Annotated in this window: 12 protein-coding genes, 1 pseudogene and 1 riboswitch; of the genes and pseudogenes, 3 read left to right on the plus strand and 10 right to left on the minus strand. The window is 65.0% G+C overall.

Annotated features, from left to right (window positions below):
- Positions 1-27 precede the first annotated feature (27 nt).
- The 5 genes from metG to AC1Q5W_RS03435 all read right to left on the minus strand — a co-directional run bounded on the left by metG (position 28) and on the right by AC1Q5W_RS03435 (position 9087).
- Positions 28-2172, minus strand: a complete 2145-nt coding sequence (gene metG, locus AC1Q5W_RS03415; RefSeq protein WP_492643848.1) for a methionine--tRNA ligase — start codon at positions 2170-2172, stop codon at positions 28-30.
- Between the two features lie 33 nt (positions 2173-2205).
- Entirely contained in the window at positions 2206-5823 is a 3618-nt protein-coding gene (locus AC1Q5W_RS03420) for a response regulator (protein ID WP_492643847.1), read from the minus strand.
- A gap of 37 nt (positions 5824-5860) precedes the next feature.
- Positions 5861-6553: a histidine phosphatase family protein gene (locus AC1Q5W_RS03425; protein WP_492643846.1), complete on the minus strand. Its 693-nt coding sequence runs from the start codon at positions 6551-6553 to the stop codon at positions 5861-5863.
- Positions 6554-6555: 2 nt separating this feature from the next.
- Positions 6556-7728: a response regulator gene (locus AC1Q5W_RS03430; protein ID WP_492643845.1), complete on the minus strand. Its 1173-nt coding sequence runs from the start codon at positions 7726-7728 to the stop codon at positions 6556-6558.
- Positions 7729-7803: 75 nt separating this feature from the next.
- Positions 7804-9087, minus strand: a complete 1284-nt coding sequence (locus tag AC1Q5W_RS03435; protein ID WP_492643844.1) for a patatin-like phospholipase family protein — start codon at positions 9085-9087, stop codon at positions 7804-7806.
- A 129-nt stretch (positions 9088-9216) separates the two neighbouring features.
- On the opposite strand from AC1Q5W_RS03435, the gene apbC reads away from it, so the two are divergent.
- Complete coding sequence (apbC, locus tag AC1Q5W_RS03440; protein WP_492643843.1) at positions 9217-10308, plus strand: iron-sulfur cluster carrier protein ApbC; 1092 nt, start codon at positions 9217-9219, stop codon at positions 10306-10308.
- 23 nt (positions 10309-10331) lie between these two features.
- On the plus strand, positions 10332-12851 hold the full coding sequence (locus AC1Q5W_RS03445; RefSeq protein WP_492643842.1) for an ABC transporter permease: 2520 nt from the start codon (positions 10332-10334) through the stop codon (positions 12849-12851).
- Positions 12852-12885: 34 nt separating this feature from the next.
- Here the strand turns inward: AC1Q5W_RS03445 and AC1Q5W_RS03450 are convergent, their stop codons facing one another.
- The 4 genes and pseudogenes from AC1Q5W_RS03450 to AC1Q5W_RS03465 form a co-directional block, all read right to left on the minus strand.
- Positions 12886-15468 (minus strand): PAS domain S-box protein, encoded by a 2583-nt coding sequence (locus tag AC1Q5W_RS03450; protein WP_492643841.1) that lies wholly within the window; start codon positions 15466-15468, stop codon positions 12886-12888.
- Between the two features lie 234 nt (positions 15469-15702).
- Positions 15703-16404, minus strand: a complete 702-nt coding sequence (locus AC1Q5W_RS03455; RefSeq protein WP_492643840.1) for a Smr/MutS family protein — start codon at positions 16402-16404, stop codon at positions 15703-15705.
- A pseudogene (locus AC1Q5W_RS03460) lies at positions 16401-16658 on the minus strand (JAB domain-containing protein); the annotation flags it as partial. The gene AC1Q5W_RS03455 and the pseudogene AC1Q5W_RS03460, both read right to left, overlap by 4 nt.
- A 183-nt stretch (positions 16659-16841) precedes the next feature.
- Positions 16842-17309 (minus strand): hypothetical protein, encoded by a 468-nt coding sequence (locus tag AC1Q5W_RS03465; protein ID WP_492643839.1) that lies wholly within the window; start codon positions 17307-17309, stop codon positions 16842-16844.
- 195 nt (positions 17310-17504) lie between these two features.
- Positions 17505-17590: riboswitch (cyclic di-GMP riboswitch) on the minus strand.
- 579 nt (positions 17591-18169) lie between these two features.
- Between AC1Q5W_RS03465 and AC1Q5W_RS03470 the strand changes: the two genes are divergently transcribed.
- Positions 18170-19069: a site-specific integrase gene (locus tag AC1Q5W_RS03470; protein ID WP_492643838.1), complete on the plus strand. Its 900-nt coding sequence runs from the start codon at positions 18170-18172 to the stop codon at positions 19067-19069.
- A gap of 51 nt (positions 19070-19120) precedes the next feature.
- Here the strand turns inward: AC1Q5W_RS03470 and AC1Q5W_RS03475 are convergent, their stop codons facing one another.
- Complete coding sequence (locus AC1Q5W_RS03475) at positions 19121-19831, minus strand: YgjP family zinc-dependent metalloprotease (protein ID WP_492643837.1); 711 nt, start codon at positions 19829-19831, stop codon at positions 19121-19123.
- Between the last annotated feature and the right edge of the window lies 1 nt (position 19832).

A 19832-nucleotide genomic window follows, 5' to 3' on the forward strand; every position in this document is an offset into this window, starting at 1 on the left:
CCTTGCCATGGGAGTGTGTCCGGTCGGTTAGTGAATCCGCATGCCCGGCTGGGCACCGGGCCACGGGTTGAGGATGTAGATGCCCGGCTGGGCGGCTTCGTCGGCGTGGCTGGCGGCCAGCACCATGCCCTCGCTCAGGCCGAACTTCATCTTGCGCGGCGCCAGGTTGGCCACCAGCACGGTGAGCTGGCCCACCAGTTGCGCCGGCTGGTACATGCTGGCAATGCCGCTGAACACGTTGCGCATCCGGGGCTGGCCGGCTTCGTCCTTCTCGCCCACGTCCAGCGTCAGGCGCAATAATTTGGTGGAGCCTTCCACCGCCTCGCAGTGGACGATCCTGGCAATGCGCAGGTCGATCTTGGCAAAGTCGTCAATGCCGATGGTGGGCGCCAGCGCCTCGCCGCCGGGGGCGTTGGGGTCTGCCGGGGTGGCGGCTGCCGCGGGTTTTGCTCCTTTTTTAGGAGCTGCCTGCGCAGTTTCTGCGGGCGCTGTGGGCTCTTTTGGTTCGAAAAGTGCGTCCAGCTGCTCGGGGGTGACGCGTTGCATCAGGTGCTGGTAGGGCTGGATGGCGGCCACATCGCCGGCCACGTCCCATTGCTGCATGCTGGTGCCGACAAAGGTTTCCACGGCCGCGGCCAGCGCAGGCAGCACCGGGGCCAGGTAGCGGGTCAGCACGGCAAAGGTGTTGATCAGCACCGAGCAGACCTGGTGCAGGGCCTCGTTGTTGGCCGTGTCCTTGGCCAGGTCCCAGGGCTTGTTCTGGTCCACGTAGGCGTTGACCTTGTCGGCCAGCGCCATGATCTCGCGCGTGGCCTTGCCGAACTCACGGGTTTCGTATATCTGGGCCAGCGCGGGGCCGGCGGCCCGAATCTCGGCCAGCAGCGCGGTGCCCTGCGCGCCAAAGTCCTTCGTCAGCTGGCCGCCAAAGCGCTTGGTCAGAAAGCCCGCCGCACGGCTGGCGATGTTGACGTACTTGCCGATCAGGTCGCTGTTGACCCGCAGCATGAAGTCTTCGGCATTGAAGTCGATGTCTTCGTTGCGGGCCGACAGCTTGGCTGCCAGGTAGTAGCGCAGCCACTCGGCGTTCATGCCCAGGCTGAGGTACTTGAGTGGGTCGAGGCCCGTGCCGCGGCTCTTGCTCATCTTCTCGCCGTTGTTCACGGTCAGGAAGCCGTGCACGAAGATGTTGTCGGGCACCTTGCGGCCGCTGAAATGCAGGGTGGCGGGCCAGAACAGGGTGTGGAAGGTGACGATGTCCTTGCCGATGAAGTGGTACTGCTCCAGCGCCGGGTTGGCCATGTAGGCGTCGTAGTCCTCGCCGCGCTTTTCCAGCAGGTTCTTCAGCGAGGCCAGGTAGCCGATGGGGGCGTCCAGCCAGACGTAGAAATACTTGCCCGGCGCGTCGGGAATCTCGATGCCGAAGTAGGGCGCGTCGCGCGAGATGTCCCAGTCGCCCAGGCCTTCGCTTTGCGTGCCGTCGGGGTTGGTGCGCACCGAGAACCATTCCTTGACCTTGTTGGCCACCTCGGGCTGCAGCTTGCCATCCTGCGTCCAGCGCGACAGGAATTCGACGCAGCGGGGGTCGGAGAGCTTGAAGAAGAAGTGCTCGGAGTTCCTGAGCACCGGCTTGGCGCCCGAGAGGGCCGAGTAGGGGTTGATGAGGTCGGTGGGCGCGTACACGGCGCCGCACACCTCGCAGTTGTCGCCGTACTGGTCCTTGGCGTGGCACTTGGGACACTCGCCCTTGATGAAACGGTCGGGCAGGAACATGTTCTTCTCGGGGTCGAAGAACTGCTCGATGGTGCGGGTCTCGATCAGCGAGCCGCCGGCGTTGTCGCGCAGGTCACGGTAGATCTGCTGCGCCAGGGCGTGGTTCTCCGGGCCGTCGGTGCTGTGCCAGTTGTCAAAGCTGATGTGAAAGCCATCCAGGTACTGCTTGCGCCCGGCAGCGATGTCGGCCACGAACTGCTGGGGCGTCTTGCCGGCCTTTTCGGCCGCGATCATGATGGGCGCGCCATGGGTATCGTCGGCGCCGCAGAAGTTCACGGCATTGCCCTGCATGCGCTGGAACCGCACCCAGATGTCGGCCTGGATGTACTCCATGATGTGGCCGATGTGGAAGTTGCCGTTGGCGTAGGGCAGGGCGGTGGTGACGAAGAGTTGGCGTGGCATGAAAACGGGGCTTTCTGGGTACAGCCTCTGATTTTAGTCGTGGGCGGTCTTTTGCGAGACGGGGCCCGGCTCGGGAGTGTCTTCGCCCAGCAGGGACCGCAGCAGGGTGTGCGCCTCCTGGAAGGCGAAGGCGTCAATCGCCTGCCCCAGGGCCTTGGCCTGCCGGGGGTAGTGCTGCTCCAGGGCCGGTTGCAGTTCGGCAAACAGGTCGGCCGCGTCCAGGTCATCGGTGGCCAGCAAGTCGCGCAGGGTCTGCAGCCTGGCCTGCAGTTCGGGCAGCGGGCTCTCGGGTGCCGCAGCGCCGGCGGGAAACTGGCCCAGCGGCTGCAGGGCGTCCACCGTTCGGGTCAGGGCGGCGCCGAGCTGGTCCAGCGCGGTGTCCACGGCGGCGGGGGCCTGTGTGTGCCTGAGCGCGTCTTCCACCGCCGCGGCGTGGGTCTGCACGGCTGTCAGGCCCAGCGTTCCCGCCAGCCCCTTGAGGGTGTGCAGGCGGCGCAGGGCGGCTTGCGGGTCCGCCTGGCGGATGTCGGCACGCGCTTTGCGGGCGTCGCCCGCATGGTCGCTGGCAAAGTGCTGCAGCAGGCCGGCCAGCCGGGAGGCGTCTCCGCGCAGGGCCCGCAGACCGGCTTCCAGGTTGAGTTCCCCGATCTGTTCCAGCACCTGCCGCACGCCGGCGTCCGCCACCGGGGGCAGGGAGCTGCCGCTGTCCGGCACCAGCGGGGCGGCGGCGGGGTCCGGGGCTTGCGGCAGCCAGGTGGCCAGCACCCGGCACAGCTGGTCGGGGTCCACCGGCTTGGGAATGTGGTCGTTCATGCCGGCCTGCAGCGCGACGGCCTTGTCCTCGGCAAACGCGTTGGCCGTCATGGCAATCACCGGCGTGTGGGCGTGCTGCGGCTGGGCCCGGATCTGGCGGGTGGCCTCCAGCCCGTCCATGTTGGGCATCTGGATGTCCATCAGGATCAGGTCGTAGGGGGCACGCTGCGCGCAGGCAACGGCGGCCAGACCGTCGTCGGCGATGTCCACCACAAAACCCAGGTCCTGCAGCAGTTCGCGGGCGACTTCCTGGTTGAGCGCGTTGTCTTCGGCCAGCAGGATGCGCTGCCCGGCCACAAAGCGGGGCGTCGCCGTGCCGCGCACCGGCGCCACGGTGGTGGTGTGCGCCTGTCCCCAGGTGCTGGCGATGGTGTCGGCCAGCAGGGCCGGCATGACGGGCTTGGGCAGGAAGGCGGCGAACACGCCCCCTTCGGCGTCTTCCGTCGGGCAACCCACGCTGCCGCTGACCAGTATGCACACCGGTTGCTGGCGCAGGGCCAACTGCCGGATGCGCTGGCAGGTTTCCAGCCCGTTGAGGCCGGGCATCTGCCAGTCGGACAGCACGATCCGGTACGGGTCGCCCAGCGCGTCGGCCTCGGCAATGCGCACCAGCGCCTGCATGCCCGAGGCCACCGCGTCGGCCCGCGCGCCCAGGGTGGTCAGCATGTCGGTCATGGGTTCGCGCGCTTCCTCCATGTCGTCCACCACCAGCACCCGCGTGCCGGGTGGCAGCACGCTGCTGGCCCGCGAGGGGGCGGCGGCATTCATGCCAAAGGGGGCCTCGAACCAGAAGGTGCTGCCTGTGCCCGGCGCGCTGTGCACGCCGACCTGGCCGTCCATCATCCCGGCCAGGCGCTGGGAAATGGCCAGCCCCAGACCGGTCCCGCCGTAGGTGCGGGTGGTCGACACGTCGGCCTGCTGGAAGGCCGCAAACAGCTTGGTCTGCTGCTCGGCGCTCAGCCCGATGCCGGTGTCGCGCACTTCAAAGCGGATCCAGGCCTGGCTGCCTTCCTGGCGCGTGATGCGCCCGTGCAGGACCACGCTGCCTTTTTCGGTGAACTTGATGGCGTTGCTGACGAAGTTGAGCAGGATCTGGCCCAGCCGCACGCCGTCGCCATGCAGCACGGCGGGCAGGCTGCCAATTTCCACGGCCACTTCAAGCCCCTTGGCCTCGGCCTTGTCGGCCGTGAGGGCGAACACGTTGCTGATGACACGCTCCAACTCGAAATCGGTGGGGTCCAGCGCCATTTTCCCGGCCTCGATCTTGGAGAAGTCGAGGATGTCGTTGATCACCGCCAGCAGATGCATGGCAGCGCCCGACACCTTGTCGAGCTGCTGTTGCTGGCGTGCATTGGTGGTGTCGCGCCGAATCAGGTGCGTCAGGCCGATGATGGCGTTCATGGGGGTGCGGATTTCGTGGCTCATGTTGGCCAGGAAGGCGCTCTTGGCCTGGTTGGCGCTTTCGGCCACCTGGGTGGCGTGGCGCAACTCCGCGTTGGCGTATTGCAGCTGCAGGGTTTGCCGGGTGAGGGCGTTGCTGGTCTCTTCCAGTTTGGCGGTGCGCTCGCCCACCAGCTGTTCCAGTTCGTCGCGGTAGCGCATCAACTCCTGCTCGGTGCGTTTGCGGTCGGTGATGTCCACCCAGACCCCGGTCATGAAGGTCTTGTTGCGCAGGCGCAGCGGGCGCATGGAAATCCAGTAGTCCCGGAAATCGCCCTGCTTGGTGCGGCGCCGGTTTTCAAAGGCCAGGCCGCCTTCGATGACGATCTGGCGCACGCGCTGGTCCACCTCCGCGCGCGTCAGGTCGGCCTGGATGTCGTAGATCGAGAGCTGGGCAAACTCTTCGCGGCTGTAGCCCAGGCTGGTGTAGGTGGCCTCGTTGAACTGGGTGAAACGCAGGTCCTCCAGGTCCACCACCACAATCCCCACGGGGGCCTGGCTGAAGACGCTGGCGTACAGCTCCTCGCTGTCGCGCAGGGCTTCCTGCGCCTGGCGCCGCTCGCGCTGGGCGTCGCGAAAGGCCAGCACCGCGCGCGCCATGTCGCTGATCAGGGAGTCCGTGCGTTTGGCCATGGCGGCCACCGCGGCAAAGGTCTTTGCGTCGCCGGCGCTCTCCTGGCCCAGAGACAGATCCTGCAGGCTGGTGTTGAGCCGGTCCAGGCGGCGCGCCAGGGATATGGCGGCCAGCAGCCACAGCAGGATCAGCACGGCCGTGCCCAGGGCGCTGATGGCCACCATGCGCTGGCCATATGCCTGCAGCTCCTGCTGCACCTGGGCACCCTTGTGCTGGGCGTTGTCGATATAGATGTCGATGATCTTCGAGAGCTGCAGGGCGAACTGGGCGTAGTGCTCGCCCGCCTGCACCAGGTGCTGCCCGGCCAGGTCCCGGTTGACGGACATGAGGTCGGTGCTCATCAGCGCGAATTCACGGAAATGGGCGAAGGACTGCAGCGTGGCCGGCAGCATGGCTCGCACCAGCTCCTGCTCGTGGACGCTGGCAATGGCAATCAGCCGCTGCTCCAGCAGCGCGAGCTTGTCCACGATCTGCGTGTGCAGGCGGTACGCCTGCTCCTCGTTGATCTTTCCGGCCTTGGCAGCCGTCAGGGCCTGGGAGACGCCCAGCTGGATCTCCAGCAGCTGCTTGCTGATGGCGGCGGCTTCGACGGACTCGAGCAGGCGCTCGGTCTGCGCGCGCGAGGCGGCTTCCTGCGCGGCGCGCAATTTGCTTTGTGCCACGTAATCGAACACGGCCCCGGCGGTGAGCGCCAAGGCCACGGGCAGGAAAAAATACAGCAGGAACCGGACGCGTCGCAACCGGTTCAGATCGACAAAGGGCATGGCGGGGGCGTCCGGGTGAAAAAGGGAAGCTGCGGCTTCATGGCGGGGGTTCGCGCAACTGGGCCCACAGGGTAGGCGGGATACTGGCCACGTACTCGAAGCGGCCGTCACCCAGGGGACGAATGACCACCACCGTACCCTCGGGCTTGACGAAGTAGCCGATCAGGTCGGCCATGTTGGGGGCGTGGGCTACCACCACCAGGTTGCTGCCGGCCGGTACCGGTGTGGACAGCAGCTTGCGTGTTGCCGCCAGGACGGGCTTCTTTTCTTCGCTGGTGAGGTTGGCGGAGTAGGCGAGGTTGTTTTCGGGCTGGAGGTGCAGGCGCTGGGCGGGAAATGCCAGCTCGGCGGTTTCACGGGCGCGGCACAGCGGGCTGTAAAGCACTGCAGTGACCGGGATCTTGGCCTGGCGCATGGCCTGGCCGACGCTGACGGCCATCCTGCGACCGGCGTTGTTGAGCTGGCGCTGGGTCCGGCAGTCGCTCAGGTCGATCCGGGGGGCCTGGTCAGCACGGCGGTTGTCGGTGGTGCCGTGGCGCATGTACAGCACAAACCCGCCGTGCTGTATCTGCGCCAGCAGGGACCGGTCCGCAAAACGCTCCACAAAAGGGGCCGGCGCCGGCAGCGTTTCGGTCGCCTGCGCGCCGCCCAGCAGGCCGCACAGCGCCAGGATGCAACCCCAGTGTCGTGTGCGGGGACGGAGCGGCAGTGCGTGGGGCATTGGGCGCATGCTCAGTCTCCTGCGTGGAGGGCGGGGGCGTCGGCATAGCGCGCGGCGATGCCGGTGAAGTCATCGACCAGCTGTGTGAAGGCATCCACAATGTCCGGGTCAAAGTGCTTGCCGCGGCCTTCGACAATGATGTGGACCGTGTCCTCCAGCGAAAACGCTTTCTTGTAATGGCGCTGCGAGATCAGGGCGTCAAAGACATCGGCCAGGGCCATCAGGCGCGCGCACAGGGGAATGGCGTCGCCCTGCAGGCCGGCGGGGTAGCCCGAGCCGTCCCACTTCTCGTGGTGGTTGCCGGCGATCTGCTGCGCAGTCTCCAGAAATGCCAGCGGGCCGGCGGTGGGCTGTGCCGCGGCGTCGGCGGGCGATGGCGTGTCCTGCACGCGCTGCATCGCCTCTCCAATGGCCTGCGCGCCGATGGCGGCGTGCGTTTTCATGATCTCGAACTCGGCGGGGGTGAGCTTGCCGGGCTTCAGGAGGATGGCGTCCGGAATGCCGACCTTGCCGATGTCGTGCAGCGGCGCGGCCTTGGCAATGCGCTGGCGCTGGTCTTCGGTTGCCAGCGCGGCGCGAAAACGGGGGTGGCTTTTCAGGCGCTCCATGAGCGCCTCGATGTAGGCCTGCGTGCGGCGCAGGTGGTTGCCGGTTTCGTTGTCCCGCTTTTCCGCCAGCGTGGCCATGGCCAGCAGGCTGAAGTCCTTGATCAGCTCGTTCTCGGCCATGCGCCGATGCACTTCGGCGTCGAGAAAGGCGTTCTGGTCGCTCAGCCAGTCGCGGGCCTTCTTGAGTTCCAGCTGGGCGCGTATGCGTGCCAACAGGAGCGCGGGCTTGACGGGTTTGGTGACGTAATCGACGGCGCCCAGTGCCAGGCCACGCTCTTCGTCTTCGTCGGCATCCATGGCGGTGACGAAAATCACCGGAATGTGGCGCAGGTGCTCCTGGGTGCGCAGGGACTCCAGCACCTGGTAGCCGTTCATCTGCGGCATCATCACGTCCAGCAGGATCAGGTCGGGCCGGGGGGCGGTTTCCACCACCTGCAGGGCCCGTTGTCCCGAGTTGGCCACCCGCACATGGAAGTAGGGGCGCAGCAGCTGCCCGATGACGGTCAGGTTTTCCTTGGTGTCATCGACGACGAGCACCGTGGCTTGCGCGGGATGGGCCGAATCAGTGATGGGCATGGTGGCGGTATTCCCCTGGCAGTGGTGGAAAAGAACCTACCGCTTCATTATGGGGCACGGCACAACCGTCGGGAATCAGCGCATCCGCAGGGGGTCCACGCGGCGTTCGGGCGCTTCGCTGGCCGGGGCGTGCGCGGGTTGCCCGGGGTCGGTCCAGCCGAAAAAGCGGCAGACCTCGGCCTTCTGGCGCTGGGCGTCGGCGTAGCCCAGGGCCATCAGTTCGCTGGTGTAGCCGGTTTCAAACAGCAGGTAGCTGGCCAGCGCGGCGCCCTTGACGTCGGCCTGGCGCTCGGACACACCTACGCCCCCGAGCATGGTGCGCACCGCGTGCGGCAGGTCGCCCACGTGGCGTGAAGCGATGGTGTCGAGCCGCTGGCTGGGCGCGATGACCAGCAGCTCCAGCGGGCGCAGGGCGCTGCTCTTGCGGGCGTCCGGGGGCACCAGGCTGATGGTCTGGTTGATGCGCCGGGCCCGTTCCACGTCCACCGCCAGCGCGTCCAGAAAGATGTTGGACAGGGCATGGCCCGCAATCTGCGCAATGCTGGGGTAGGCGTGGGAGGCGCTCAGGTGGGCGTCGTTCTTGGGTTCGTGCATGCGCCCGGCGCCCACCACCAGGATGCGCTCGGCGCCCAGGTGGATGGCTGGCGAGACGGGGGCCGACTGGCGCATGGAGCCGTCGCCGAAGTACTCGGTGGCGCCGTTGATGTGCAGCTCGGTGGCCGGAAACACAAAGGGAATGGCGCTGGAGGCCAGCAGGTGCGCGTGGGTGATCTTGTCGCGCACGGCCAGCCGCTGGCTGCGCACCCAGGGCATGATGCGCTTGTCGCCCTGGAAGAACGTCACGTGCTCGCCCGAGCTGTAGCTTGACGCGGTCACGGCCAGCGCCCGCACGTGGCCCTTGCGGATCAGGTAGGGCAGGCGCTCCAGCGGCACCACGCGGTTGAGCAGCGTGTGCAGGGGGCTGTTGTCCAGCAGGGAGCGCGGCTTGATGCGCCGCCACTTGGCCAGCACCCAGCCCAGCGAGAGCAGGGTCATCCAGGTGGCGCCCGAGCGCAGCATGGCGAGGTGGTCGGCGCGGTAGATCTGGTCGGCGTGGAAACCGCGCCAGGTCGCGGCGATCATGCGTACGGTGGCGTCGAAGTTGTCGGCACCGCAGGCCAGCGCCGAGGCGTTGACGGCACCGGCCGACGTGCCGGCAATGATGGGGAAGGGGTTGGGTTGCTCGCCCGCGCCGCAGGCCAGCCGGATGTCGGCAATCGCCTCCAGCACGCCCACCTGGTAGGCCGCCCGCGCGCCGCCGCCGGTCAACAGCAATCCGGTGGTGGGGACGGTGGTATGCGGGCTGCTCATGGCAACCATTATGGGGCGCCGTCCGCGGGCCAAAACCCGGAATTGCGCCAGAATGTGCGCGGGGTTATCCCTTATGGACCCACGGCGACCGCGGGAATACCCGGGTTCGCTAGACTCCCCACTCCACAGGAGTTTTCAATGGCATTGACCAACCAGGCAATCATGGACGCGCTGCAGGGCGTCATCGATCCCAACACCGGCCACGATTTCGTCGGCAGCAAGTGCATCAAGAACCTGTCCATCCAGGGGGCGGACGTCCGCTTTGACCTGGAGCTGGGCTACCCGGCGCAAAGCCAGATGCCGCAATTCGTGCAGGCCCTGACGGCCGCCGCCCAAACCGTGCCCGGCGTGGGCAGCGTGGCCGTGCAGGCGCGCCTGCAGGTGCAGGCGCATGCCGTGCAGCGCGGCGTGCAGCTGTTGCCGGGCGTCAAGAACATCGTGGCCGTGGCCTCGGGCAAGGGCGGCGTGGGCAAGAGCACCACGGCGGCCAACCTGGCGCTGGCGCTGGCCGCCGAAGGCGCCCGGGTGGGCCTGCTCGACGCCGACATCTACGGCCCCAGCATGCCCATGATGATGGGCATCACCGGCCGGCCGGAATCGGCCGACGGCAAGACCATGGAGCCCCTGCAGAACTACGGCGTGCAGGTCATGTCCATCGGCTTTTTGGTGGCGCCCGACGAGGCCACGGTCTGGCGCGGCCCCATGGCTACCCAGGCGCTGGACCAGCTGCTGCGCCAGACGAACTGGAAGGACCTGGACTACCTGGTGGTGGACATGCCCCCGGGCACCGGCGACATCCAGCTCAGCCTGAGCCAGCGCGTGCCCATGACCGGCGCCGTAATTGTCACCACGCCGCAGGACATTGCCCTGCTGGACGCCAGGAAGGGCATCAAGATGTTCGAGAAGGTGGGCGTGCCCATCCTGGGCATCGTCGAGAACATGGCGGTGCATGTGTGCAGCAACTGCGGCCATGTGGAGCACATCTTCGGCGCCGACGGCGGCAAGAAGATGGCTGCCGAGTACGGCATGGACTACCTGGGGGCGCTGCCCCTGGCGCTGCAGATCCGTGTACAGGCCGACGGCGGCAAGCCCACCGTGGTGGCCGACCCCGATGGCGAGGTGGCCGGCATCTACAAGGCGGTGGCGCGCAAGGTGGCCGTGGCCATTGCGGCCAAGAACCGGGATTTTTCCTCCAAGTTTCCGTCCATCACCATCAGCAAGAACACGTGAACCCGGTTGCAAGGGGGCAGGCCATGACGATTTCCTTCTGGCGTTTGGGCTGGCGTACCTTGTGGCGCGATGTGCGTTCGGGCGACCTGCGCCTGCTGATCGTGGCCGTGACGCTGGCCGTGGCGGCGCTCACTGCCGTTGGCTTCTTTGCGGACCGGCTCAAGGGCGGGCTGCAGCGCGACGCGCGCCAGCTGCTGGGTGGCGATGCCGTGGTGTCCAGCGACAACCCCACGCCTGCGGTCTTTGCGGAGAAGGCGCGGGCGCTGGGCCTGTCGGTGGTGAGCACCGCGGGATTCCCCACCATGGCGCGCGCCAGCGACGCGCAGGGCGGCGGCGCCAAGCTGGTGGCGCTGAAAGTGGTGGAGCCCGGCTACCCCCTGCGCGGCGCGCTGCGCATCGCACCGGACCCCGATGCGCCCGATGCAGTCACCCGCGACATTCCCGCCCCCGGCCAGGCCTGGGTGGACGCGGCACTGCTGGAGGCGCTGGGGCTGAAGATGGGCGACCCGCTGCTGCTGGGCGACGCCCAGCTGCGGATTGACCGCATCATCGTGATCGAGCCGGACCGGGGCGCGGGCTTCATGAACTTTGCGCCGCGCGTGATGATCAATACGCAGGACATTGCCGCCACCAAACTCATCCAGCCCGCCAGCCGCCTGACCTACCGCATGGCCGTGGCGGGCGACGACGCCCCGGTGAAGAAGTTCGTGGCCTGGGCCGACACCCAGGTCAAGCAACCCGGGGTGCGCGGCGTGCGCGTGGAGTCGCTGCAGGGCGGGCGCCCCGAGATGAGCCAGACGCTGGACCGGGCCGACAAGTTCCTGAGCCTGGTGGCCCTGCTGGCCGCCTTGCTCAGCGCCGTGGCGGTGGCCCTGTCGGCGCGCGCCTTTGCTGCCAGCCACCTGGACGACTGCGCCATGCTGCGCGTGCTGGGTCTGAGCCAGCGCACCATTGCCGCCAGCTACACCTTCGAGTTCGCCCTGGTGGGGCTGTTTGCCAGCGCGCTGGGCGTGCTGCTGGGCTACGGCGTGCACTACCTGTTTGTGCTGCTGCTTGCCGGCCTGGTGGACGCCGCCCTGCCTGCGGCCACCGTATGGCCGGTGCTGCTGGGCCTGGGCATGGGGTTGACGCTGCTGCTGGCCTTTGGCCTGCCGCCGGTGCTGCAGCTGGCCCAGGTGCCGCCGCTGCGCGTGATCCGCCGCGAGGTGGGCAACCTGCGGCCTGCCTCGCTGGGGGTGCTGGGCGTGGGCGTGACCGGCTTTGCCGCCCTGCTGCTCACCGCCAGCAGCGATGTGACGCTGGGCCTGATTGCCGTGGGCGGCTTTGCCGGCGCGGTGGCGGTGTTTGCCGTCTTCAGCTGGCTGGCCATCAAGCTCCTGCGCAGAAGCGTGAACGAGACCACCGCGCCGCGCTGGCTGGTGCTGGCCACGCGGCAGATGTCGGCGCGGCCTGCCTACACCGTGGTGCAAGTCAGCGCGCTGGCCGTGGGCCTGCTGGCCCTGGTGCTGCTGGTGCTGCTGCGCACCGACCTCATCAGCAGCTGGCGCCGGGCCACGCCGCCGGACGCGCCCAACCGCTTTGTCATCAACGTCATGCCCGAGCAGGCATCGGCCTTCCAGCAGGCGCTGAAGACCGCCGGGGTCGCCCACTTCGACTGGTACCCCATGGTCCGCGGGCGCCTGGTGGCCGTGAACGGCCGCACCGTGACGCCGGATGACTATGCCGAGGAACGCGCCAAGCGCCTGCTGGACCGCGAGTTCAATGTGTCTTTCCGCGCCACCCTGCCGCCGAAGAACGACGTGGTGGCCGGCCGCTGGACCGATGAGGAGCCGGGCGCCATCAGCGTGGAGCAGGGCATTGCCAAGACGCTCAATCTGCAGCTGGGCGACACGCTGCGCTTTGACGTGGCCGGCACCCAGACCGAGTCGCGGGTGACCTCGCTGCGCAAGGTGGACTGGGGTTCCATGCGGGCCAACTTCTTCGTCATCTACCCGGTGAGCCGCCTGGACAATGTGCCCACCACCTACATGAGCGCCTTCAAGGCCCCGGCCCTTAAGGGTTTTGACAACGCCCTGGTGCGCCAGTTTCCCAATGTGACCAATGTGGACATGACGACCACCATCGCACAGGTGCAGCGCGTGCTTGACCAGGTGATCGGCGCGGTGGAGTTCCTGTTCGGCTTCACGCTGGCGGCCGGTCTGGTGGTGCTGTTTGCCGCCGTGACGGCCACGCGCGAGGAGCGCGCGCGCGAGTTCGCCATCATGCGGGCCGTGGGTGCGCGGGGCAGCCTGCTGCGCCAGGTGCAGCGGGCCGAGCTGGCGGGCGTGGGCCTGCTGGCCGGCTTCCTGGCATCCATCGTGGCGGCCGCGGTGGGCTGGGCGCTGGCGCGCTACGTGTTCGAGTTCGAGTGGACGGTGTCGCTGTGGGTGCCGCTGCTGGGCGCCTTGGCCGGCGCCGTGCTGGCGCTGGCGGCCGGCTGGTGGGGGTTGCGCGACGTGTTGCGCCGCCCGGTGGTGGAGACGCTGCGCCGGGCGCCGACCTGAGGCATCCGTCTATTGCTATGTATTTGATAGCTGTCTACGCAGCATTTGCGGGATCAGCGGGTCTAATGGCTGCGTAATCGCACACGCGGTTGCGCCCCCCGTTCTTGGCAACGTACATGGCCTTGTCGGCCCAGCCCAGCAGGGTATCGAGGTTGGTGTCGGCGCGCGTGAGCGTCGCCACGCCGATCGACACGGTGAAACGCAGCGGCAGGCCATGTTCCTGCGCCACCTCGGTGCCGGCCACGGCCTGGCGCAGCCGCTCGGCGGCATCCAGCGCGCGGGTGGAGTCGGTCTGCGGCAGGACGATTGCGAACTCCTCGCCGCCGATGCGGCCAATGATGTCGATGTCGCGCAGCGCCTCCCGGCACACCTGTCCGAGTGCGCGGATGACCATGTCCCCCGTCTGGTGTCCGTGGGTGTCGTTGACGGTCTTGAAGTGGTCGATATCCATCATCAGGACGGAGAGCGGCCCGCCGTACCGCCGGGTGCGCGACAACTCCTGGTTCGCCGTCGTCATGAACTGGCGGCGGTTGAGCAGGCCCGTGAGCGCGTCGGTTTGCGCCAGGCGACGCAGTTCGCGGTCGGCGTTCTTGCGTTGCGTGATGTCGCGCGCAATGATGGAGGCGCCCAAGACCTGGCCCCGGCTGTCGCGCAGGAGTGAAATGGTGGCGCTGACATCGATCTGCACGCCGTCCTTGCGCACCCGCACGGTCTCAAAGCGTGGAACCGTCTGGCCGGTGCGGATCTGCTCCAGGACCTGCATCTCTTCGTGCTGCCGGTCCGCGGGGTAGAGCGCCAGCATGCGCTGGCCGATCATCTCGTGGTCGGTGTAGCCGAACATGGCCGTGGCGCCGGCGTTCCAGCTCGTCACCATGCCGTCGAGGTTCTTGCTGATGATGGCGTCCTGCGACGACTCGATGATGGCCTCGAAATGCTTGAGGGTGTTTTCCAGCGCCTTGCGCTGCGTCACGTCGCGGGTCACGCCCAGCACGGCATACACCTGCCCCTGGGCGTCGTACAGGGGCACGGCGTGGGTGTCCAGCCAGCGCCGGGTGCCCTTGAGGCCGACGATCTCAAACTCCAGCGTGCCTTCTGCACCCCGGGCCACTCGGTCGTGCAGGTCCTTGAAGGCGCGTTGGTGCTCGGACTGCACCAGGTCGACCACCGGCTGGCCCACGACCTGGGCTTCGGAGTCGGCCTCGATCATGGCCAAACCGGCACGGTTCATTTGCAGCAGGGTGCCGTCGAGGGCCAGGATCTTCACGCACTCCGGTTCGGCGGCGATGATGGCCCTGAGTTGCGCTTCGCTCTGGGTGAGCGCGATTTGCGCCTGCTTGAGCGGGTCGATGTCGGAGATGAGGACAAAGAACCCCTTGACCTGCTCGCCGTCCCGGTCCGGAATGTAGTGCGCGTAGGCGTGGCGTGTGCTGCCGTCGGCCTTGACCAGCTTGCGCTCGAAACTCTGGGGCTCGCCCCGCAGCACGGCCTGGATGCGGGGCGCGTACTGCTGGAGCAGCTCAGCGCCCAGCAAGTCGCGCAGGGGCATGTCGCGCATGTCCTGTGCTGTCTTGCCAAACCACTCGCGGTACTGGTTGTTGGCGAACTTGCAGCGCAGGTCCTGACTCCAGTAGCTGATCATCCCGGGCACGCTGTCGGTGATCGTGGCCAGAAACTGCTCGTTGGCCTGCAGCGCCCGGTGGGCGTCGGCTTCCCGCTGCGCCGACTGCGAAGTCTTGCGCTGGAGGTTGTGCAGGCCCAATGCCAGCAGCAGCACGAGGACGCAAAAGTTGATCAATCGTATCCAGGCGTTGTGCCACCAGGGGGCATAGACGGCATCGAGCTTGCGCGTCACCAGAACGCCCAGGGGCTGGTCCATGTGCAAGGCAGCGGGCTGGATGTTCAGCTGGACCCGCATCAGCGGATGCGGGTCGGTACCCGGCATGCTGCCTGAGCGCGCGTCCGCTTCCTTTGGCGCAACCAGGAATATCTGACCTGCGCCGTGAAAGAGGGCGACCTGCATGTCGGGCGCGTGGCGCCCGGAGCTCAGCAAGGGGTAGAAGTACTGCGGGTCCAGCGTGGCCACAATGACGCCGGCAAACTGTCCCCGGGCATTGGTGAGCCGGCGCGAAACGGTGATGGTGTAGATGCCGGCCTTGGTCAGAAACGGAGGCGAGACGAACAGCATGTCGCTGCGGGTGCTTTCCTGGGGCCGTCGGAAATAGTCGCGTTGGGCGAAGTTGTCATGCGGGTTCAAAATCTCCGGCCGGCTGCTGGCCCGGATGGTTCCGCGGGCGTCCAGCAGCGCGATGGTGCGTACCGTTGGCATGGCGTCGGCCAGCGTGCCGAGCCGGGTGTTCAGCAGGGCGCTGGGGGTGGAACCCAAAAGGGGCTCCCGGCTCAGCCCGGTCAGCACGGCGTCAATGGAGAGCAGGTTCTGCTCGATATCGGTCTGGATGACGTGCGTGATTGCCAGCAAGCGGTCGTGCTCGCGCAGCCCGGTGTCGGTGTATTGCTTGTGGGCGTTGAGGCCGCCAAAAAGACCGAGCAGGAGCAGGGTGGCCGCCAGAACCAGCCATTGATCCCGCAAGGACTGCAGAGGGTAGTTGGACCGTTTCATGTCGCAAATTACGGTGTACCCAGGAACGGACCGGCAGGCCCGGTTTCCGGGGTGTCGTGGGGTCGAACTCCCTTGTCAGCGCGTTTTACTTGTTGTTGTCCAAGACCGGCAGGCACACACGTCCGCGCCAAGCTGGCTGGCTGGCACGGCGAAGCATGTAAATGCTATCTTTTTAATAGCTGCATGCGCATATTTTATGGGAATCAGGAGGCTGCTGCATCCAAAAAAATCACACTATTCGCGTCTTTGTCGCGCGCCGGCGGTGGCCGGCTGCAGCAGCACAATCAGTGCGCCGGCGCCGCCCTGCATGGGGGGCGCCTGGACAAAGGCCACCACTTCGTTCTTCTGCACCAGCCAGCGGTGCACCTTGTCCTTGAGCACCGGGGTCTTGCCCGGCGAGCCCAACCCCTTGCCATGCACCACGCGCACGCAGCGCAGGCCCTGGCGGCAGGCCTCGCGGATGAAGGCGCCCAGCGTGTCGCGCGCCTCGTCGCTACGCAGGCCGTGCAGATCCACCTGGCGCTGGATCGCCCATTTGCCGCGGCGCAGGTTCTGAGTGACATCCACGCCGACGCCGGAGCGGCGAAAGCTGAGCTGGTCGTCGGTGTCGAGCAGGCTGCTGACGTCGACCTCGTCACTCAGGGCTTCGCGCAGCGCCGCGGCCTCGTCCAGCTGGCGTTGCTTAGGGGTGGGCGCCGGCGGCGCGGGTTTGAGGCTGGTGGTGCGGGGCTCGGGCAGGCGCTGGACGGCCCCCACGGCCGCCTGGAACAGGTTGTTCTGGGCGGCCAGGCGCCGGGCTTCCTGCGCGCGCTGGGCGGCGGCCTGGGCTTCGCGTTCGGCCTGCGCCGCAATGGCCTTGCGGACCTGCTGGAGGTCGGCCAGGGAGCTGACCTTGAGCGTCCGGGCCTTGGCGGACGGAGGCTTGGCCGCGCTCACAGCAGCCCCTTCTCGGCCATGGACAGGGCCTGGCCGGGGCCGACGATGAGGTGGTCGAGCACACGCACGTCCACCAGGGCCAGCGCGGCCCGGAGGGTTTGTGTCAGCGCCTCGTCGGCGCGCGAGGGCTGCACCGTGCCGCTGGGGTGGTTGTGGGCCAGCACCACGGCGCTGGCCTGGTGGTGCAGGGCGCGCAGCACCACCTCGCGCGGGTAGACGCTGGTTTGGATTGGAGTTGACCAACTGCGAAACAACATTCTGTCACTAATTTCTATGAATTTTGATGAATTCTGCGCCTAACAATACCTCACTACAGCTTGGAAAAGAGTCGTTCGCAGGTTCTGAACCAGCACCGCGCACCATTCCCTTCCTTCCAGTTTAGAACCCGGCCAGGAGTCTGGCTTCTTTTTTGCTATCAATCTAGCTGAGTTGATAGATTAATTGTTCATATCTTGGGCCGTCATGCCCGCGCCTAAACCATATACATCTCTAGGCGTCCATGTGGATGTCTCCGGATACCCGCGCTGTGGGTTTGCTCTCCCATCCCCTTGGAGAGTACGAGGTAGATACGATTGTTGAGGTATGGAACACCGGTCATGGGCTAGCTCACCAGCAAATCTTGCTTTTTGATGTTCAAACTCGATTGCCGAGAGAACGTTCTGGACAGTGTCTGCCAAATCTCCGCCTTTCGCCGCAGCCGAAAGCTGGAGGTAGAGACCTTCGAGTATCGCTTTTCTTGCCGCAATTTGAGACTTTTCACTTACTGCGCGCATGTTGTCAGAAAGCCTCGACATTGCATCTTCATTCGAAGCAAGCTGAGAGAGGCTTAGCAAATTCTTCAGGCCGTCAATTTCGCCTTGGGTGGATTGAGGCGCAGAAATCATTTCGAGAAAAGTCGTCGTCATAGAGTAAGGAGTCCAAGCAAGTAATTGCGTCTAGATGCCACGACCGCATCAGTTGTGCACGTGTATCAGACGTCAGAGACGTTCGTGGTGCGGGTCCGCAGCACGACCGAGCTTGAGCAGCGCCCTTGAAGCCGGACACAAAAAAGCCCTCTTGCCGCATGAAGCGGAGAGGGCAGTGCACCGCATCGAATTGATGCTAGCAACCCCGCTACCACAGTCGAAAGACCTTTAGGCCGGAGGCTTTGCGTCCCTAGCTTTCGCGAGGTTTGCCCGTAACTAATGGGATATTTTACGTTACCGGAGAGCCTGCTTCGGCTTGTACCGCCAATACTTTCAGCTGTGTTTGCGTACTCAAGTGAGTATCGCCACACAACCCAATGCAAACCGAAACAGTCATATCAGTTCATATCCACCAGACATGCAATCAGTCAATTCTGCTGAATCGGTCGGCTCATTGGTCGATTAAGTCGGGTTAGTTTGACCACGCCCTTGAATGCCTCTCATAGGCTGATAACTGAAGTTCACAAACTACGGTTTCGCTAATGCGAGATTCCCTTCAACGAATACCTAGAAAGGCGAAGGGGGCTCAGTCCTGTACAGTCATTCGGAAGGGAGCGGTGGTCCTTTGGAAACGTGGACGTCGCCGGAGAACAAGATGGAGGCTGTGTGGTGTTGAGCTTGGACTTCAAACGTATTCGTGAATTTCGCGGAACTCGGAACGGCGGCTTCGAAGAACTCTGCTGTCAGCTGGCTTCTTACGTTTGCCAATAGAGAAGGGCGGGTACGGTCTTTCAAATTCCAAGGCGCAAACACTTGGATGGTTAGCTGACCCGAGTGCAATTGACGCCTACTTGACATTCATGAAAAGTCGGTCTGATGGACTCATCCATGGCGGGCATAAATCTTTTTCAGCATGGGTCGCATCCTTGACTGACGCGCGGACAGGTTACTTGGCCCAGCAACCATCTTTTGCCGCCCTTATTTCGTCAGTCCAAGCGCCTGGTTGGGAATGGAAAGAATCATGTGTGCAGGCTAGGCAGGTGTCATTGTCGTGGAAGTCTGATGCGAAGGATGTGTCGCGCAATCCAAGTGCACCAATTCAGTTCTTGCTGGACCAAGATGTACCACTTAAGCCGCTATTTGATGCGATGAGACGCTTGCGGGACATTGGTGACCGAGCCGGAAGTGGAACTGTCAATCAAGCTGTTGCCAGAAGAGACGAACTTCTGCTTGGTTTTCTGATTGGTAATCCTTTGCGCAAGACAAACATGGTGACACTGACCTACAAGAGCAATAACACCGGGAAAGTCTATGTAACGGCGAATGGACAGTGGCGAATAAAACTGCAGGGCAGTACGTTCAAAAATCGTAAGAGAGTAGGTGGCGAAGCTTATGACGTACCCATCGCATCCTGGCTTGCCCCATTGCTCAGGGACTACGTACAGATATTTAGGCCAGTACTCTGCGGAAGTCGTGATTCTGGATATTTTTTTGTTACGCAAGATGGGGAGAAATACACGACATTGAGCGGTCACGTCGCAGAACTAACCAAGCGCCACATACCTGGGTGTACAGGCTTCGCAATGCATGCGATTCGTCACTTGATAGCAACCGATTGGCTCACCAAGCATCCCAACGATTTCCTGACGGTCGCTGAATTGTTGAACGACACAATTGAAGTCGTGATGAAGAATTACGCTCACCTAAAAAAAGACGTGGCTTTTAGTCGGTTTGATACGTATGTCAGTTCAATAATGTGAATGAGCCATGCAGCGCAAAAGTGGCTTGGAATGCGGCCAAATCACCTCTGCTCAAATTTCGCCACCAAACTCAGCGCTCTCTAGCGCAGCATGCTGGCGTTGCCAGTTAGGCATATGCCGCGCTACCAGCGACCAGAAAGCCTTGGTGTGGCTCTTCTCGACGGTGTGGCATAGCTCGTGGACGATGACGTAGTCCTGCACGCTGGTCGGAAGCTCCATCACCCGAGGATGGAGTTCCAGCACGTTGTGAGCACTGCAACTAGCCCAACGGCTTTGAAAGACGCGGACGCGTGCACCACGGGACTGTAAGCCGGTTTGGCGCTCCCAGTGGCGTACTCTGACCAATAGCTTCTCATGAGCTCGCTCACGATAGAAGCTCTCCATCAGGGAAGCGAGTACTTCCGGCTGGATGCTTAGACCATCAGGGGACTCGATGATGAAACGCGACGCAGTGAAGGTCAGCTGAGGGCTATCCAGGTTTGGGGAATGCTGGACCTCCGTGAAGTAGCTCCTGCCGCAATAACGCAGCCGGCTTCCGGTGACGACGGCGTCATCGGCCTGCGGCTGATTGACCAGCACCAACTTCTCGCGAATCCAACGAGCGCGGCGACGGACCAGCGCTTCTTGTTCGGTCGTATCCACCACCGGCCCTCGAAGTAACACTGGCTGCCCACGTTCAACGGTCACGTAGTGCCGTTTCAGCTTGGTATCGGGCTGGAACTTCCACTCGATGGTGGTCTGGCCATACTGGAGCGACTGCATC

This window comes from Rhodoferax sp. MLSD5-FHT05B10 (assembly GCF_058793415.1).

Excerpts from the sequence above, each read along its gene's own strand:
- metG (WP_492643848.1), bottom strand. The coding sequence starts at position 2,172 with ATGCCACGCCAACTCTTCGTCACCACCGCCCTGCCCTACGCCAACGGC.
- AC1Q5W_RS03420 (WP_492643847.1), bottom strand. The coding sequence starts at position 5,823 with ATGCCCTTTGTCGATCTGAACCGGTTGCGACGCGTCCGGTTCCTGCTG.
- AC1Q5W_RS03425 (WP_492643846.1), bottom strand. The coding sequence starts at position 6,553 with ATGCGCCCAATGCCCCACGCACTGCCGCTCCGTCCCCGCACACGACAC.
- AC1Q5W_RS03430 (WP_492643845.1), bottom strand. The coding sequence starts at position 7,728 with ATGCCCATCACTGATTCGGCCCATCCCGCGCAAGCCACGGTGCTCGTC.
- AC1Q5W_RS03435 (WP_492643844.1), bottom strand. The coding sequence starts at position 9,087 with ATGGTTGCCATGAGCAGCCCGCATACCACCGTCCCCACCACCGGATTG.
- apbC (WP_492643843.1), top strand. The coding sequence starts at position 9,217 with ATGGCATTGACCAACCAGGCAATCATGGACGCGCTGCAGGGCGTCATC.
- AC1Q5W_RS03445 (WP_492643842.1), top strand. The coding sequence starts at position 10,332 with ATGACGATTTCCTTCTGGCGTTTGGGCTGGCGTACCTTGTGGCGCGAT.
- AC1Q5W_RS03450 (WP_492643841.1), bottom strand. The coding sequence starts at position 15,468 with ATGAAACGGTCCAACTACCCTCTGCAGTCCTTGCGGGATCAATGGCTG.
- AC1Q5W_RS03465 (WP_492643839.1), bottom strand. The coding sequence starts at position 17,309 with ATGACGACGACTTTTCTCGAAATGATTTCTGCGCCTCAATCCACCCAA.
- AC1Q5W_RS03470 (WP_492643838.1), top strand. The coding sequence starts at position 18,170 with ATGAAAAGTCGGTCTGATGGACTCATCCATGGCGGGCATAAATCTTTT.
- AC1Q5W_RS03475 (WP_492643837.1), bottom strand. The coding sequence starts at position 19,831 with ATGCAGTCGCTCCAGTATGGCCAGACCACCATCGAGTGGAAGTTCCAG.